Here is a 16596-nt window from a genome sequence, read left to right as displayed (position 1 = left end):
AGTTCATCCCTGGGTCTTCTGGATAGCTTCGCGAAGCACCTGGCGGTCGTCGAACGGACGGACCACCCCGGCGATGTCCTGGCCCTGCTCGTGGCCCTTGCCCGCGACCAGCACGGTGTCCCCGGGCCGCGCGCGGGCCACGGCGGCGGTGATGGCCGCGGCCCGGTCCTCGAACACCTGGACCTCGCCCCGCTCGTGGGCCGGCACGGAGGCCGCGCCCTCGACCATGGCCGCGAGGATCGCGAGGGGGTCCTCGGAGCGGGGGTTGTCGGAGGTCAGTACGGCGGTGTCGGCGAGCCGGGCCACGGCGGCGCCCATGGGGGCGCGCTTGGTCCTGTCCCGGTCCCCGCCGCAGCCGAGCACCACGTGCAGGCTGCCCTCGGTGACCTTGCGCAGCGCGTGCAGCACCGATTCGACGGCGTCCGTCTTGTGCGCGTAGTCGACGACCGCGAGATACGGCTGGCCGACGTCCACCCGCTCCAGGCGCCCCGGCACCCCCGGTACGGCGGCGATACCGTCGGCGGCGGCCTGCGGGTCGAACCCGGCCTCGGCGAGGGCGACGATCGCGGCGAGGGTGTTGGCGACGTTGAAGGTGCCCGCGAGCGGCGATCTCGCGCTGATCCGCTGGTCCTTGGGGCCGACCGCGGTGAACGTCGAGTCCATCGGGCCGACCTGGACGTCCTCGGCGCGCCAGTCGGCGTCCGGGTGGCCCTCGGCGGAGAAGGTGACGACCGGGACGGTGGCCTCCCGGGCGAGCCGTCGGCCGTAGGCGTCGTCGTGGTTGACGACCCCGAGCTTGCTGCGTTCGGGAGTGAACAGCCGCGCCTTGGCCTGGAAGTAGTCCTCCATGCCGGAGTGGAACTCCATGTGTTCCGGGCTGAGGTTGTTGAAGACGGCGATGTCGAAGACGCAGCCGTCGACCCGGCCGAGGACCAGCGCGTGGCTGGAGACCTCCATGGCGACCGCCTCGACCCCGCGCTCGCGCATCACCGCGAACAGGGCCTGGAGGTCGGTGGCCTCGGGTGTGGTGCGTTCGGACTTGATGCGCTCGTCGCCGATGCGCGTCTCGACCGTGCCGATCAGCCCGGTGGCCCGCTCCGTCCGGAGGCCGCCCTCGACGAGGTACGCGGTGGTGGTCTTGCCGGAGGTGCCGGTGATCCCGATCTGGAGCAGGTCGCGCCCCGGACGGCCGTAGATCGTGGCCGCCAGTTCGCCCATCCGCGCGCGCGGGTCGTCGGCCACCAGCACCGGAAGCCCGGTGGCGGCGGCGCGTTCGGCGCCGGTCGGGTCGGTCAGCACGGCGGCGGCGCCGAGGCCGGCGGCCTGGGTCACGAAGTCGGCGCCGTGCAGCCGGGCCCCCGGGAGGGCGGCGTACAGGTCGCCGGGGCGGACGGCGCGCGAGTCGTGGGTGATGCCCGTGACCGCGACGATCACGTCCTGTGCGGCCGGGGGCTGTGGGGCACCCAGTTGGCCGACCAGTTCCGCGAGGGGTGTGGCGGAGACGTGCACCGGCCTTGGCGGTCCCGGATATGTCACAGGAACGCCCTTCTGGGTGGTTTGGTACTGATCAGGGTGTGGCACGGCGGTGAGCGTACCGGGCGCACCCCCGGACGAGCGAAGTGAGGGCGCGGCCGGGGCGTGCGCCGGGGTGTTGTGCCCCGGGTCGGGCCCCGGGTCGGGAGAGTCGGGAGAGATCGTGTTCACGAGCTGTTTCCTGGCTGGTTTCCGTGCTGGTCAGGGCGTGAAGGACACGGGGAGATTCGCGGCCTTGGCCCCGGTGGGCGGCACCTGAAGGGTCTTCAGGGCGAACTCCATGACCTCCTTGTAGATGGGGCCACAGATCTGACCTCCGAAGTAACTGCCCTTGGTGGCGTTCTGGATGGCGCAGTAGACGGTGATGCGGGGGCTGTCGGCGGGCGCGAACCCGGCGAACGACGACGTGTAGCCGTGGTAGCGGCCGGTGGCCGGATCCACGCGGTTGGCCGTGCCCGTCTTGCCCGCCACCCGGTAGCCGGGAATGCGCGCCTTGGCGCCGGTGCCCTCCTCGTCGTCCACGACGGACTCCAGCATCTTGGCGAGGGTCTTCGCCGTCTTCTCGCTCACGACCCGGGTCTTCTTCGGCTCGGCGACGGGGGTGAACCGGCCGTCGGCGCCCTTGGTGCCCCGGATCACGGTGGGCTCCACGCGGACGCCGCCGTTGGCGATCGTCGAGTAGACGGAGGCCGCCTGCAGCGCGTTGAGGGACACGCCCTGCCCGAAGGGGATCGTGAACTGCTGGGAGGTGGACCACTGGTCGGGCGGCGCGAGGATGCCCTTGGTCTCGCCGGGGAAGTCGAGCCCGGTGTAGCTGCCGAGGCCGAACTTGCGCAGGTAGGAGTAGAGGACCCGGTTGGACTGCGCCTGTGTCCTGCCGAGTTGGCCGGTGGCGAGGATGGTGCCGATGTTGCTGGACTTGGCGAGCACGCCGTTGAGGGTGAGGTACCAGGTCGGGTGGTCGATGTCGTCCTTGAAGAGCCGGTCGCCCCGGTGCAGCCGGTTGGGCACGACGACATGCGTCGCGGGTGTGGCGACGTTCTCCTCCAGTACGGCGGCCATCGCCATGACCTTGGCGGTGGAGCCGGGCTCGTAGGCGTCCTGGAGGGACGCGTTGCCCAGCGCGTCCGGGTTCGCTTTGGTGAGGTCGTTGGGGTCGAAGCCGGGCGAGTTGGCCATGGCCAGGATCTGACCGGTCCGGGTGTCCTGCACTATCACGTACCCGCGGTCCGCCTTCGACTTCTTGACCTGCTCGGTGATGGCGTTCTGCGCGGCCCACTGGATGTCGCGGTCGATGGTCAGTTCGACGTCGGAACCGGGCACCGCGGGCGTCTCGGTGGAGTCGGCGGTGGGCACCTGCCGTCCTCCTGACTGTGCGTACCGGATCTCGCCGTCCTGTCCGGCCAGTTCGTCGTTCAGCTGCTGTTCGAGGCCGCCGCCGCCCTTGCCGTCGGCGCTGACCCAGCCCAGCAGTCCGGCGGCGAGTCCGCCGTTCGGATAGACGCGCTTGCTCGCAGGCACGGCCAGCACACCGGCGAGGACGTTGACGGTGTCCGGGTCGGTTCCGGACTTGGCGGCCAGAGTGGACTTCAGGTCCTTGATCTGCGTCCACACCTGGGGGGTCTGACGGTGCGCGAGCAGCGTGTAGCGCGTGTCCGGCGTCTTCAGCTTCTCGGCGATGCCGTCCGCGTCCTGCCCGAGGATCGGCGCGAGGAGAGCGGCGGCCTGCTCGGGGGCGTCGCCCAGTTTCGTGCTCTCCGGCGTGAACATCGACGGGTCGGCGGTGATGTCGTACGCGTCCACGCTGGTCGCCAGTTCGACGCCGTCGCGGTCGGTGATGTCGCCGCGTTCGGCGGCCAGGGTGCGGCCGACGTACCGGTTCTGCTCGGCCTTGGCGGCGTACTCGCTCGCGTCGACGGCCTGTACCTGGAGCAGCCGTACGACGAAGGCGATCATCACCAGGGCCAGCGCGAGGCTGATCATGCGCAGCCGGGGCCGGGGGCTGCCGAGCCGGATGACCTTGGGTCCGGCGGGGCGGCGGGGGGTGGGGCGGCGGGCGGGGCGGGCGCCGGGGCCCGGACGCCGGGCGGCGCCGGGGCGGCCGGACCTGGCCGGGGCGGGCACGCGACGGCGCGGCGGTTCCCTGTCGGACACTTCCGTCACCTGCCGGGGATCGTGGAGGGGAGGGTGGGGGTGGGGGTGGGACTGGGAGCGGCTGCGGGGGCCTGCTCCGGGAACGCCGACGCGGAGAGGGCCGGCGTGGGCGTCGGCTCAGGGGTGACGGTCGGCGTCGGAGTGGGCACGGCAGTGGGCGTGGGCGCCGGTTCGGGGACGTTCACCTCGGGCGGTACCACCGCCGGGATCCGCAGCGCCGCCGGCTCCGCGGCCCCCGGGACACCCTTGACGGTGCCGTCGGGGTCGAGGAAGGCCGGGTCGCCGCCGGGCACCATGCCGAGTTCCCTGGCCCGGCGCTGGAGGGCGTCGGGCGCGGCGTAGGCGTCCACGTCCCGCTGGAGCGCCTGTTCCTCGTCGGTGAGGCTCTTGGTGTCCTTCTGGAGGTCGTCGAGGCGGAACCCGCCTTCGCTGAGCGCGGAGTTCAGCACGAGGAGCCCGATGAGACCGCCGCCCAGCAGGAAGACGACGAGCAGGACAAAGGGGGCACGGGCGGGCTGCCCCGGCCCCGTGGGGAAGAGCCGGGCGAGCCGGGCGGCCCGGCCCTTGAGTTCGGGATTCCTACTCATTCACCCTCCCCGCGAGTCGGGTCTTCCCACGCGTCTGCCCGCTCGCCTGCGCGGCGAGTCCGGGTTTCCTACTCACCCGCGGTTCCCTCCGTACGCCTCACTCGGCGTCCTCCCTGATGCGCTGGGCCCCGCGCAGTCGCGCCGGGGTGGCTCGCCGGTTCTCGGCGATCTCTTCCTCGGTGGGAAGTTCGGCACCACGGGTGAGCAGCTTGAGCCGGGGCTGGTAACGCTCGGGCACGACCGGCAGGCCGGGGGGCGCGGTGTTGGCGGCTCCGGCCGCGAAAACCTGCTTGACCAGCCGGTCCTCGAGCGAGTGGTATGCCAGGACGGCGATCCGGCCGCCGACGGCGAGCGCCTTCACCGCGGCCGGGATCGCCCGTTCCAGGACGGTCAGTTCACCGTTGACCTCGATGCGCAGCGCCTGGAAGGTCCGCTTGGCGGGGTTGCCGCCGGTGCGCTTGGCGGCCTGCGGCAACGAGTCGCGGATCAGTTCGACGAGCCGGGCGCTGTTGGTGAACGGCTCCTTGCCGCGCTCGCGCACGACCGCGGAGACGATCCGTTTGGCCTGCTTCTCCTCGCCGTACGCTCTGAGGATCCGGACGAGTTCGCCCGGCGGGTAGGTGTTGAGGACCTCGGCCGCGCTGATGCCGGTCGTCTGGTCCATGCGCATGTCGAGCGGCGCGTCCTGGGCGTAGGCGAACCCCCGGTCGGCCTCGTCGAGTTGCATGGAGGAGACACCGAGGTCGAAGAGGACACCGTCGACCTTCGACAGACCCAGCCGGTCGAGTACGTCGGGCAGTTCGTCGTACACCGCGTGCACCAGGTCGGCCCGCTCACCGAAGGGGGCGAGCCGCTCCCCGGAGAGACGCAGTGCCTCCTTGTCGCGGTCGAGGGCGACGAGCCGGGCCTCGGGGAAACGGGCGAGCAGCGCCTCGCTGTGGCCGCCGAGACCGAGGGTGCAGTCGACGACGACCGCTCCGGGCCGCTCCAGTGCGGGGGCCAACAGGTCCAGGCACCGCTGGAGCATCACCGGGACATGTCGACTGTTGCTCAAGGGGCCCTCTCAGGTCCGGCACGGCCGACACGCACCGCCGGGTCCCCGCCCGCTCGGAGAAAGGGAGGCCTGCCGGCGCCGGAGGCGTCAGCCGACCGGGAGCGGGAGGAGGCCGAGCCGTACGTACGCGCCGCGCACGCGGGGGGATCAATCAATCCAGCAGGGAGTCTCGCCTCCCGCTTCGCGTCACTTTAGTCCACGGTGTCGCGCGGTCAATCAACCGGCCTGCGCGTCGTGCACGCCGGCCCGGCAAGCCGCAAATCGCTCAGAATCACTCATACGGGCACACTCGCACCACCCGTGTGGGTTACCTCACAACAACACTCATTGATGTTCTTTGTCCCCTCTCACAGCAGGCCCGCAACGGGCGTGACCAGTACCGTCATGCTTATGACGACTTCCGCATCAGTTCCCACCGGACCCGAAGGCGCCATAGCCACCGACGGCACCGTCATCAACCGTCTCGTCGAGGCCAACGGAGCGTACGCGGCCGCCTTCACCGACCCGGGGATGGACGCCCGCCCCGTACTCCAGGTGGCGGTCGTGGCCTGCATGGACGCCCGTCTCGATCTGCACGCCGCGCTCGGTCTGGAGCTCGGCGACTGCCACACCATCCGCAACGCGGGCGGTGCCGTCACCGACGACGTGATCCGCTCCCTGACCATCAGCCAGCGGGCGCTCGGCACGCGCAGCGTCATACTCATCCACCACACCGGCTGCGGCCTGGAGTCCCTCACGGAGGACTTCCGGCAGGAGCTGGAGGCCGAGGTCGGCCAGCGCCCCGCCTGGGCCGTGGAGGCCTTCCGGGACGTCGACCAGGACGTACGCCAGTCGATGCAGCGCGTGCGCACCAACCCGTTCCTGCTGCACACCGACGACGTCCGCGGCTTCGTCTTCGACGTGAAGTCGGGCCTGCTGCGCGAGATCGATCCCGCATAACCGAACCGGACCGCGCATCCGTACGTATGTCTCTACGAAATTTACCCTTCACTTCAGCGCCGAAAAGGCCTGAAAATCAGACATACCCCTGCCAGTTATCCACAGGCGAGTGACACGAACCGGTAACGGCAACAAGAATGCGGGTGTGACGTCGCGCGGGGCATTCCCCGTGCGGTGTCCGTGTTTCGGGGTGGGCCGGTCCTCATCGCAGAGCGTCGGCCCGGAGAAAGAACGGGCCTAGGAGGGCCGTGTGACGACCTATGACGATCGAGCGAGCCTCACTGATCTGACCGCCACTGCAGAACGAGTCCGCAGTTCGGTGGAGGGAGTGATCGAGGGCAAGCCTGAGGTCGTACGGCTTTCGCTGACCGTGCTGCTCGCCGAGGGGCATCTTCTGATCGAGGATGTTCCCGGCGTCGGCAAGACCATGCTGGCGAAGACGCTGGCCAAGTCCATCGACTGTTCCGTGCGGCGCATTCAGTTCACGCCGGACCTGCTGCCCTCGGACATCACGGGTGTGTCCATCTGGGACCAGCAGCGCCGCGACTTCGAGTTCAAACCGGGGGCGATCTTCGCGCAGATCGTGATCGGCGACGAGATCAACCGCGCGTCGCCGAAGACCCAGTCCGCGCTCCTGGAGTCCATGGAGGAGCGCCAGGTCACCATCGACGGGCAGACCTACGAACTGCCCAGCCCCTTCATGGTGGTGGCCACCCAGAACCCGGTCGAGATGGAGGGCACCTACCCGCTCCCCGAGGCACAGCGCGACCGCTTCATGGCCCGCGTCTCCATCGGCTACCCGAGCCCGGAGGCCGAGCTGCAGATGCTGGACACGCACGGTGGCGTCTCACCGCTGGACGACCTCCAGCCGGTGGCCCACGCGCACGACATCGTGAAGCTCGTCGAGGCCGTCCGCAACGTCCATGTCGCGGACTCGGTCCGGCGGTACGCGGTGGACCTGGTCGGCGCCACGCGCACGCACCCCGACCTCAGACTCGGTGCCTCACCGCGCGCCACGCTGCATCTGCTGCGCGCCGCGAAGGCGTCCGCCGCCCTGAGCGGCAGGGAGTACGCGCTGCCGGACGACATCCAGGCCCTCGCCGTGGCCGTCCTGTCCCACCGCCTGCTGACCACCGCCCAGGCCCAGCTGAACCGCCGCACCTCCGAGCAGGTCGTCCAGGAGATCCTCCAGCGCACCCCGGTGCCCGCTGCGCCCCAGCAGCAGCAGAGCGGCTTCGGCATGGGCCGCTCCGCGCCCGACTTCGGCCAGCAGCCACCCCGGAGGCTTGGATGAGCGCAGGGGCGCCCGGACACCCGGAGGACGACCAGGGCGACAAGGGCGGGGTGCGCACGGCGCTGGCCGGCCTCACCACCCGCGGGCGCTCCTTCCTGGCCGCCGGGGTCGCCGCCGCCATCTGCGCGTTCGTCCTGGGGCAGAGCGATCTGCTCCGGGTGGGTCTGCTGCTCTCGGTACTGCCGCTGGTCTGTGCGACCGTCCTGTACCGCACGCGCTACCGGGTGGCCGGCAGCCGCCGGCTCTCCCCCGCGCGCGTGCCCGCCGCCGCCGAGGCCCGTGTCCATCTCCGGATGGACAACGTCTCGCGGCTGCCCACGGGCCTGCTGATGCTCCAGGACCGAGTGCCGTACGTACTCGGTCCGCGCCCCCGTTTCGTCCTGGACCGGGTGGAGGCGGGCGGGCGCCGCGAGGTGTCCTATCGTGTCCGCTCCGACCTGCGGGGCCGCTATCCGCTGGGCCCGCTCCAGCTGCGGCTGACCGACCCGTTCGGCATGTGCGAGCTGACCCGCTCCTTCTCGACGTACGACACCCTCACGGTGATCCCGCGCGTGGACGCGCTGCCGCCGGTGCGGCTTACCGGCGAGGCCAGGGGGTACGGCGAGGGACGGAACCGCTCGATGGCGCTGGCCGGCGAGGACGACGTGATCCCGCGCGGGTACCGCTACGGCGACGACCTGCGCCGCGTGCACTGGCGCTCCACCGCCCGCTACGGCGAGCTGATGGTGCGCCGCGAGGAACAGCCGGAGCGGGCCCGCTGCACGGTGCTCCTCGACACCCGGGGCATCGCCTACCTGGGCGCGGGCCCGGACTCGGCCTTCGAGTGGGCGGTGTCGGGCGCCGCGTCCGTCCTGGTCCACATGCTCGAACGGGGCTTCTCCGTACGGCTGCTGACGGACACGGGCAACTCCGTGCCCGGTGAGGGCGGCGAGGGTTTCGCGGGCGCCAGCCAGGGGTCGGCGGACGCGGCCGGACTGATGATGGACACGCTCGCGGTGATCGACCACTCGGACGGCACGGACATCTCCCGTGCTTACGACGTGCTGCGCAGCGGCGGTGAGGGGCTGCTGATGGCGTTCTTCGGCGACCTCGACGAGGAGCAGGCCACCGTGGCCGCCAAGATGCGGCAGCGCAGCGGCGGGGCGGTCGCCTTCGTGCTGGACAGTGAGACCTGGGTGCGGGAACCCCACGATGTGCCGGGTCCCGAGGACCCGGGCGAGGAGTCGCTGCGAATGCTGCGTGAGGCGGGCTGGACGGCGGTGCGGGTACCTCGAGGAGTCGCGCTGAGCGAGCTGTGGCGCCAGGCGGACCGGGAGCGTTCCGGTCTCGGTGCCCTCAGCGGTGGGGAGGGGCGGTCATGAGCGGGCGCGCACGACTGGCGCTGTGCGCCTGGGTGGCCACCCTCCTGACGGCGTGCGCTCTGCTGCCGCTGGTCGAGGACAAGAACTGGCTTCTCCAGGTGGCCATCCTGCTGGGCATACAGACGATCGTCGGCGCGGGCGCCCGGCGGGTGCCGCTGGCCTGGCCGCTGACGGTGGCGGCACAGCTCCTCGTCACCCTCGTCCTGCTGACCCTGGTCTTCGCCCGGGAGCAGGCGTTCTTCGGCCTGATTCCCGGCCCCGACACCTTCCAGCAGTTCGGCACGCTGCTCCAGGCCGGCACGAACGACGTGGGGCGGTACGCGACCCCGGCGCCGCTCTCCGACGGCATACGGCTGATGCTGGTCGGCGGCGCCCTGCTGATCGGGCTCGCGGTGGACACCATCGCGGTGACGTTCCGCAGCGCGGCTCCGGCCGGCCTGCCGCTGCTCGCGCTGTACTCGGTCGCCGCAGGGCTGTCCGACGGCAGCGACGGCTGGGTGTGGTTCCTGCTGGCCGCGGCGGGCTATCTGATGCTTCTCCTGGCCGAGGGCCGGGACCGGCTCTCCCAGTGGGGCCGGGTCTTCGGCGGTGGGCCGCGCGCTCCTGGCGACCAGTCGGCCGGCGGCGCCATCGCCCCCGTACGCACGGGACGGCGGATCGGCGCGGTCGCGCTGGGCGTCGCCCTGGTGGTGCCGCTGGCGCTGCCCTCGCTCGACGGCGGACTGCTGAGCGCCGCGGGCGGCGGTGTGGGGTCGGGCAGCGGGGGCGGCGGCACGATCTCCGCCGTGAACCCGCTGGTGTCGCTGCGCGACAGTCTGAACGTGGATGAGGACCGCCAGGTCATGTCCGTGCGCAACAGCAGCGAGGACACCCAGGACCTGTATCTGCGGATCGTCTCGCTCGACTCCTTCGACGGCACCGCTTGGAAGCCTTCCCAACGGCGCATCGAGGACGTGCCGAAAGCGTTCCCGACGCCGCTCGGCCTGAGGGCGGACGTGCGGCGCACCGAGATCACGACCAGCATCGCGGCGGCGGACTGGTACGCCCAGGACTGGCTGCCGATGCCGTACCCCGCGACCGGTGTGAAGATCGACGGCAACTGGCGCTTCGAGCCGGTGGGCCGCACCCTCGTCGGTGACCACGGCCAGAACACACGCGGCGCGCGGTACACGGTGACGAGCCTCGACGTGCAGCCGACCGCGCAGCAGCTCGCCGAGGCCCCGGATCCGGACCCGGCACTGGTGCGCGAGTTCACGCAGGTCCCGGAGTCGCTGCCGGCGATCGTGTCGCGCACCGCGCGCGAGGTCACCGCCGGTTCGGCCAACGCCTACGAGCGGGCGGTCAAGCTCCAGGACTACTTCGCGGTGAGCGGCGGCTTCCGGTACGACACACAGGTGCAGGTCGGCAGCGGCTCCAACGCGATCGCGCGGTTCCTGAGGGACAAGGAGGGCTTCTGCGTCCACTTCTCCTTCGCGATGGCCTCGATGGCCCGCACGCTGGGAATTCCGGCCCGGGTCGCGGTGGGCTTCGCACCGGGCACCCCGCAGCCGGACGGCACGGTCTCGGTGGGGCTGCGTGACGCGCACGCCTGGCCGGAGCTGTATTTCGAGGGCGTCGGCTGGACCCGTTTCGAGCCGACCCCGACCCGTGGTTCGGTGCCCGAGTACACGCAGTCCCAGGAGCCGGGCAGCCAGATCCCGAACCCGGACGTGCCGTCCCAGAACGCCTCCGTGGCACCCTCCGACTCCGCCTCGGCGAACGAGACGTGCACGGCGGCGCAGCGGCGGCTGGACGGCGGGTGCGCGAGCGAGTCCCCCCAGTCCGCGCTCGGCCAGGACAACGACAGCGACTGGTGGTTGGTGCCACTGGCCTGGACGCTTGGCGCGCTCGCCCTGCTGGCGCTCCTGCTGCTCCCGATGATGTGGCGGCAGCGGATCCGGGCCGTACGGCTCGGGGCGCACGGCCGCGGTGACGCCGACGCGACGGTCCACGCGCTGTCGGCCTGGCAGGAACTGACCGACAGCGCCTGGGACTTCGGCATCAGCCCGGAGGAGTCACAGACGCCCCGCAAGGCGGCTGCCCGGATCGTGCGCCTCGGCCTCCTCGATCCGCCGGCGGCGGACGCCGTGCACCGGGTGGCGGATGCCGTGGAGCAGGTCCTGTACGCGCCGAACCCTCGTCCGACTGCGGGGCTCGCGGAGGACGTGCGCCGGGCGACCGAGGCCCTGCGCACCGCGGTGGGCCGGGGCACGAAGTTGCGCGCGATCTTCGTCCCGCGTTCGACCGTCCGTGTGGTGTGGGAGCTGTCGGCATCCTGGGCCGCGCTCAGCGCGCGTGCTCTGGCGGCCCGGCCGACCCTGCGCAAGCCGTGGGGCCAGCACAGCTGACGGCACGACAGCAGGACATGCCGGTGGCCCGGAACCCCTGGGGGTTCCGGGCCACCGGCGTTTCACGTCTTGGGCTCACCACGCGGGCAACTGCGACCCGACGGGCTACTGGCCACCCTGCTGTTCGTCACGGCGGCGTTGCCAGCGCTCCTCGATGCGATCCATCATGGAGCGTCGCTGCCCGCCCTGTCGGCGAGCGTGCGGAGCTCCGGGGGCGGCACCCGCGGCGGGCTGTTCGCCCGGCTTGGGGGCCTTGCGCCAGCCCGTCACGGCCAGTACCGCACAGCCCAGCATGACGAGGAATCCCACCACGCTCAGCCAGATCTGCACTGCGACCATTCCGGCCATGAGGAGCGCGATACCTACGAGGAAGCCCGCGACCGCCTGGTAGACCCGTCGCCGGGTGTACGTGCGCAGCCCGCTTCCTTCAAGCGCTGTCGCGAACTTGGGATCTTCGGCGTACAGCGCTCGCTCCATCTGCTCGAGCATTCGCTGCTCGTGCTCCGAGAGCGGCACGGAGTCCTCCTCATTCGTGCAGTCGCCGGGGCGACCGGGGGTCCCCTTCAGGATAGGCAGGGAATCGCCCCCGTGAAACCCGCCCCTCTACGCCAATTGGCAACCGGAATCCGCCATGGCGGTCCCGGGTCACTGAGGCGTTCATTCCCCAGCAACCGGCCCGTCATGCAGAGCGGTCTCCCTCGATCATACGGCTCCGGGCGGCCGATCGGGGGGCCTGTGGCGTACTCCATCTGCGGCCGAGCCCCTGATCAGCGGTCCGCCGCCGGAGGCGACTCAGACCTCGGCGGCAACCGGAGTCTCGCCGAGCACATGAAGCTGGGTGGCCACGGAGTGGAACGCGGGCTGCTCGGCCGCCGCGGCCTCCAGTTTCAGCAGGGCGTCCAGGGCGCCCGGCTCGGTGTCCACGAGGACGCCGGGGACCAGGTCGGCGAAGATCCGCACGCCGTGCACGGCGCCCACGCGCAGGCCCGCACCCTCGACGAGCGCGGTGAGCTGTTCGGCGGTGAACCGGTGGGGAACAGGGTCACTCTCGCCCCAGCGGCCGTTCGGGTCGTCGAGCGCCCGCTTGGCCTCCTTGAAGTGCCCGGCGAGGGCCCTCGCGAGCACGGCGCCGCCGAGTCCGGCGGCGAGCAGGCTGAGGACGCCTTCGGAGCGCAGGGCGGCCACCACGTTGCGGACGCCCTCGGCGGGGTCGTCCACGTACTCCAGGACGCCGTGGCAGAGCACCGCGTCGTAGCCGCCGCGCTCGACCACGTCGAAGAGGCCGTGCGCATCACCCTGGACGCCCCGGACGCGGTCGGCGACGCCGGCCTCGGCGGCCCGGCGCTCCAGCGCGAACAGCGCGTTGGGGCTCGGGTCGACGACGGTGACGCGGTGGCCGAGGCGGGCGACGGGCACCGCGAAGTTGCCGCTGCCGCCGCCGGTGTCGAGGACGTCCAGCGCTTCACGCCCCGTGGCTTTGACGCGGCGCTCCAGGGCGTCCGACACGACTTCCCAGACCACTGCGGTACGGAGGGAGGAGCGGGGACGCGTAGGGTCCGGCACGGCAGGTGACTCCTCGGCGCGGCACCGCCTCTTGCGCGGCGGAGCGAACGGGGTGCCTTCCCGGCCCGGTGGGCCGAGGAAAGACGCGGCCTCTCCACCTTATTGCCTCCCGTGACATGGCCGGTCATCCGTCTCAGCTCGCGTCCGGGGGCGTATCCGGGTCGTGGCGAGGTTGGGGAAGCACCGGCTGGAGGACGAGCATCCGCTCGACCAGACGCAGGAACATCGCCACGTCGCGTATCAGGTCGTCGGCGTCGCGGCTGCTGGCCGCGCCCTGGATGCCGGCCTCGGCGCGGGCCCGGCGGCGGGCACCGGAGGCGAACAGCACGCTCCACTCGGCGAGTTCGGGCGCTATCTCGGGGAGCACCTCCCAGGCGCTGCGGATGCGTGCCCGGCGCCTGGGGGTGGGTTCGGGGCGGCCCCGGGCGGCGAGCACCGCGGCGGCGGTGCGCAGGGCGGCGAGGTGGGCGATGGCGTACCGCTCGTTCGCGGTCTCCAGGACGGCCGCCTCGTCGAGTCCGGCGTGGGCCTGGGCGAGCAGGTCGAGGGCTGCGGGCGGGGCTGTGGCCCGGCGGAGCACGGGGTGCACGTCTCCCGCCGGACCGGTCGGTGAGGGGGCAGGGCCGGGGGCGCGGCGCCGAGGGACGGCGGCTGCGTTCGAGCTGGCCATGACGAACCTCCTGTCGTCTGTGTGACGGCACGTCCCGACGGGAGGTGCCGTATGTGCTCATCGTGCGGTATGGCACTGACAATCCGTTCTGACCTGGTCTTTTGCTTCGATCGAAGGTTCGGGTTAGTTTTTGCACTGACCAGTCAGTGCACAAGTGTCAAGGGGGCGGGAACTGTGGACGGTCCGCACGGGCTCAGGGTGACCACCCGGGCCTTCGGGCTCAAAGGGCCTCGCGGCTGGGCATTCCGTGAGGTGTCCTTCGACGCGGAGCCCGGCTCGCTGATCGCGGTGGAGGGGCCGTCCGGTTCCGGACGCACCTGCCTCCTTCTTGCGCTCACGGGCCGGATGAAGGCAACCGAGGGGTCGGCCACGGTCGGCGGGTGGAGCCTGCCCAAGCAGTCGGCGGCGGTGCGTCGCGTGAGCGCGCTCGCGCACGTCCCCGGCGTCACCGACCTCGACCCCGCCCTGACCGTCGGGGAGCACCTGCGGGAACGGGCGCTGCTGGAACGCCGGTTCGGCGGTTCCCTGCGCGGACTGCTGCGGCCACGGGCGCAGCGGGCCGCCGGGACGGAGCGGCGCGTCGACGCCGCGCTGACGGCCGCCGGTCTCGACCCCGAGTCGCTGCCCAAGGGCCTCCGGACCGCCGTACGCGACCTGGAGCGGCTGGAGGCGCTGCGGCTGTCCGTGGCGCTGGCCCTGATCGGCGGGCCGCTGCTGCTGGGCGTGGACGACACCGACCTGAAGCTGTCCGACGCCGAACGGGCCGAGGTGTGGGCGCTGTTGCGGTCCCTCGCCGAGGCCGGGACGACCGTCGTGGCGGTGTGCAGCGAGGCTCCGGAAGGGGCCGTCACCGTGTCGGCGTCTCCGCGCGCGGACGATACGGCCGAGACGGAGACGGCCGAGACGACGGCCGAGACGACGAACACGCAAGAGACTCACGAGAAGGAGACGGTGGATGCGCTCCCCGAGACTGGCCGCGCTTGAGCTCAGGCGATTCGGCCGGGGCAGGCTCCCGCGGGCCGCGCTGGCCTCGCTCCTGCTGCTGCCGTTGCTGTACGGCGCCCTGTACCTGTGGTCCTTCTGGGACCCGTACGGCAGGCTCGACCGCATCCCAGTGGCGCTGGTGAACGACGACAGGGGGGCGAGCGTCGCGGGGAAGAAGCTCGCCGCCGGTGCCGACATCGTCAAGGGGCTGCGCGACAGCGACACCTTCGAGTGGCACGAGGTGACCGCGGCCGAGGCCCGGGAGGGCGTCGAGGACGGCACGTACTACCTGTCGCTGACCATGCCGGCCGACTTCAGCCGGCGCATCGCGTCCAGCTCGGGCGACTCCCCGGAGACGGGCGCCCTCCAGGTGCGGACGAACGACGCCAACAACTACGTCGTCGGGCAGATCTCCCGGACGGTGTTCGGCGAGGTGCGTACGGCCGCCTCGACCAAGGCGTCGCGGTCGTTCCTGGACCGGATCTTCGTCTCGTTCTCCGACATCCACGGGCAGACCGTGAAGGCAGCCAAGGGCGCCGACACCCTCACGGGCGGCATCGGCAAGGCCGAGCAGGGCTCCAAGGACCTCGCCGACGGCCTGAAGGACGCCAAGGCGGGCAGCGGCAAGCTGGTCCGGGGGCTGAAGAAGCTCGACACGGGCGCGGGCGATCTGGCAGACGGTTCACGGCAGGTCGCGGCGGGCACACAGACGCTCGCCGACCGGGTCAACGGCGTCTCGGACCGCCTGGGGCCCTTCCTCAAGGACAACGAGAAGACCATCGGGGACGCCGCCCAGCTCGTCGCCGATTCGGCCGGTACGGTCCGGCGCAACCTCGGCACCCTCGTGAAGGCCGCCCCGGCCGCCGCCAAGGGCGCCCACACGGCCTCCGACACCCTGAACGGGGTCTACAGGGCGCGCTGCGAGACCGCGGTGCTGCCCGACGCCGCGTGCGCCGACCTGAAGAGGGCCAGGAAGGCGGCGGCGGACGTGGTGACGGTCGCCGACGACGTCAACACGCTGATCGCCGACCAGAACGGCGATCTGGACCGGCTCGACCAGCACCTCGCCACGCTCCAGAAGCAGGCCCAGGCGCTCGCCGATCGCGCCCCGCGCCTCTCCGAGGACCTCGACGACGCCGTCCGGAAGGTCAACAAGCTCAACAACGGGGCCGCCCAGGTCGCCGCGGGAGCGCGGAAGCTGCACACCGGGCTCTCCACCGCCAGGACCGGCGCGACCACCCTGGACACGGGCGTCGGCGACCTCAAGACGGGCGCGGACGACCTCTCCGGAGGCATGTTCAAGCTCGCCGACGGCTCCGGGAAACTCGCCGGCGGACTGCACGACGGCGCCGGGCGGATCCCCGACTACGACAGGCAGGACCGCGACGCGCGCACCGAGGTCATGTCGGACCCGGTCCAGCTCGCCTCCCAGGACCTGCACAAGGCGCCCAACTACGGCACCGGATTCGCCCCGTACTTCATCCCGCTGTCCCTGTGGGTGGGCGCGATGGTCGCCTACATGCTGATCCCGCCGCTCAACCGGCGGGCGCTCGCCGCGGGCGCCCCGGCGTGGCGCATCGCGCTGGCGGGCTGGCTCCCGGTGGCCGCCCTGGGCGTGCTCCAGACCGTGGCCCTGATGTCCGTACTGCACTGGGCGATCGGCCTGGAGATGGTGCGGGCGGCCGGGACGGTGGGCTTCCTGTTCCTGGTCACGGCGTGCTTCGCGGCGATCGTCCAGTGGCTGAACGCACGCTTCGGAGCGGCGGGCCGGATTCTCGTACTCGCCTTCCTGATGCTCCAGTTGACGTCCGCGGGCGGCACCTATCCCGTGCAGACCAGCCCCGGCTTCTTCAACGCGATCCACCCCTTCATGCCGATGAGTTACGTCGTCGGGGCCCTGCGCCGGCTCATCACGGGCGGTGGGCTCGGCCCGGTGTGGCAGGCGTGTGCCGTGCTGGCGGCGTTCACGGCCGGCGCCCTCGCGCTGACCGCCGTGTCGGCCCGCCGCAGTCAGGTGTGGACCCTGGACCGGCTGCATCCGGAGCTGAGCCTGTGACGTCTCGTCAGCAT

At 71.7% G+C, this 16596-nt stretch carries 13 protein-coding genes; 6 read left to right on the top strand and 7 right to left on the bottom strand.

What is annotated here, in order from left to right; all coding sequences use genetic code 11:
- Nucleotides 1-3: 3 nt before the first annotated feature.
- The 4 genes from G3I71_RS14085 to rsmH all read right to left on the bottom strand — a co-directional run bounded on the left by G3I71_RS14085 (nt 4) and on the right by rsmH (nt 5328).
- Nucleotides 4-1581, bottom strand: coding sequence for a UDP-N-acetylmuramoyl-L-alanyl-D-glutamate--2,6-diaminopimelate ligase (locus tag G3I71_RS14085; protein WP_343242963.1), 1578 nt, complete (start codon nt 1579-1581; stop codon nt 4-6).
- 153 nt (nt 1582-1734) lie between these two features.
- On the bottom strand, nt 1735-3687 hold the full coding sequence (locus G3I71_RS14080) for a penicillin-binding protein 2 (RefSeq protein WP_343242959.1): 1953 nt from the start codon (nt 3685-3687) through the stop codon (nt 1735-1737).
- 5 nt (nt 3688-3692) lie between these two features.
- Nucleotides 3693-4274, bottom strand: a complete 582-nt coding sequence (locus tag G3I71_RS14075) for a hypothetical protein (protein ID WP_164314572.1) — start codon at nt 4272-4274, stop codon at nt 3693-3695.
- 97 nt (nt 4275-4371) lie between these two features.
- Nucleotides 4372-5328, bottom strand: a complete 957-nt coding sequence (rsmH, locus tag G3I71_RS14070; RefSeq protein WP_164314570.1) for a 16S rRNA (cytosine(1402)-N(4))-methyltransferase RsmH — start codon at nt 5326-5328, stop codon at nt 4372-4374.
- Between the two features lie 390 nt (nt 5329-5718).
- Between rsmH and G3I71_RS14065 the strand changes: the two genes are divergently transcribed.
- The 4 genes from G3I71_RS14065 (at nt 5719) to G3I71_RS14050 (ending at nt 11309) form a co-directional block, all read left to right on the top strand.
- Nucleotides 5719-6267 carry a carbonic anhydrase gene (locus tag G3I71_RS14065; protein ID WP_164314568.1) on the top strand — a complete coding sequence of 183 codons (549 nt, stop codon included), beginning with the start codon at nt 5719-5721 and terminating at the stop codon, nt 6265-6267.
- A 250-nt stretch (nt 6268-6517) separates the two neighbouring features.
- Nucleotides 6518-7561, top strand: a complete 1044-nt coding sequence (locus tag G3I71_RS14060) for a MoxR family ATPase (RefSeq protein ID WP_164314566.1) — start codon at nt 6518-6520, stop codon at nt 7559-7561.
- A complete protein-coding gene (locus G3I71_RS14055; protein WP_164314564.1) occupies nt 7558-8922 on the top strand; it encodes a DUF58 domain-containing protein in 1365 nt (454 codons plus the stop codon). The genes G3I71_RS14060 and G3I71_RS14055 overlap by 4 nt, the downstream gene beginning before the upstream one ends.
- A complete protein-coding gene (locus G3I71_RS14050) occupies nt 8919-11309 on the top strand; it encodes a DUF3488 and transglutaminase-like domain-containing protein (RefSeq protein ID WP_164314563.1) in 2391 nt (796 codons plus the stop codon). The genes G3I71_RS14055 and G3I71_RS14050 overlap by 4 nt, the downstream gene beginning before the upstream one ends.
- Nucleotides 11310-11414: 105 nt before the next feature.
- Here the strand turns inward: G3I71_RS14050 and G3I71_RS14045 are convergent, their stop codons facing one another.
- From G3I71_RS14045 to G3I71_RS14035, 3 genes are all read right to left on the bottom strand, one after another.
- Nucleotides 11415-11825, bottom strand: coding sequence for a DUF3040 domain-containing protein (locus G3I71_RS14045; protein WP_164314561.1), 411 nt, complete (start codon nt 11823-11825; stop codon nt 11415-11417).
- Nucleotides 11826-12101: 276 nt separating this feature from the next.
- A complete protein-coding gene (locus G3I71_RS14040) occupies nt 12102-12872 on the bottom strand; it encodes a methyltransferase (protein WP_164314559.1) in 771 nt (256 codons plus the stop codon).
- Nucleotides 12873-13005: 133 nt separating this feature from the next.
- Nucleotides 13006-13542 (bottom strand): SAV_6107 family HEPN domain-containing protein, encoded by a 537-nt coding sequence (locus G3I71_RS14035; RefSeq protein WP_164314557.1) that lies wholly within the window; start codon nt 13540-13542, stop codon nt 13006-13008.
- Between the two features lie 174 nt (nt 13543-13716).
- Between G3I71_RS14035 and G3I71_RS14030 the strand changes: the two genes are divergently transcribed.
- On the top strand, nt 13717-14526 hold the full coding sequence (locus tag G3I71_RS14030; protein ID WP_343242958.1) for an ATP-binding cassette domain-containing protein: 810 nt from the start codon (nt 13717-13719) through the stop codon (nt 14524-14526).
- Complete coding sequence (locus tag G3I71_RS14025; protein WP_164314553.1) at nt 14498-16582, top strand: YhgE/Pip family protein; 2085 nt, start codon at nt 14498-14500, stop codon at nt 16580-16582. Before G3I71_RS14030 ends, G3I71_RS14025 begins: the two co-directional genes overlap by 29 nt.
- Nucleotides 16583-16596 lie beyond the last annotated feature (14 nt).

This window comes from Streptomyces sp. SID12501, from assembly GCF_010550245.1.
Classification (GTDB): Bacteria; Actinomycetota; Actinomycetes; order Streptomycetales; family Streptomycetaceae; genus Streptomyces.
The sequence above is the reverse complement of the archived record's forward strand: the minus strand, read 5'-3'. Positions and strand labels throughout refer to the sequence as shown.

Bases quoted from the DNA above. Each gene is read 5' to 3' on its own strand.
- G3I71_RS14075 (WP_164314572.1), bottom strand. From the start codon at position 4,274: ATGAGTAGGAATCCCGAACTCAAGGGCCGGGCCGCCCGGCTCGCCCGG.
- G3I71_RS14065 (WP_164314568.1), top strand. From the start codon at position 5,719: ATGACGACTTCCGCATCAGTTCCCACCGGACCCGAAGGCGCCATAGCC.
- G3I71_RS14055 (WP_164314564.1), top strand. From the start codon at position 7,558: ATGAGCGCAGGGGCGCCCGGACACCCGGAGGACGACCAGGGCGACAAG.
- G3I71_RS14050 (WP_164314563.1), top strand. From the start codon at position 8,919: ATGAGCGGGCGCGCACGACTGGCGCTGTGCGCCTGGGTGGCCACCCTC.
- G3I71_RS14035 (WP_164314557.1), bottom strand. From the start codon at position 13,542: ATGGCCAGCTCGAACGCAGCCGCCGTCCCTCGGCGCCGCGCCCCCGGC.
- G3I71_RS14025 (WP_164314553.1), top strand. From the start codon at position 14,498: ATGCGCTCCCCGAGACTGGCCGCGCTTGAGCTCAGGCGATTCGGCCGG.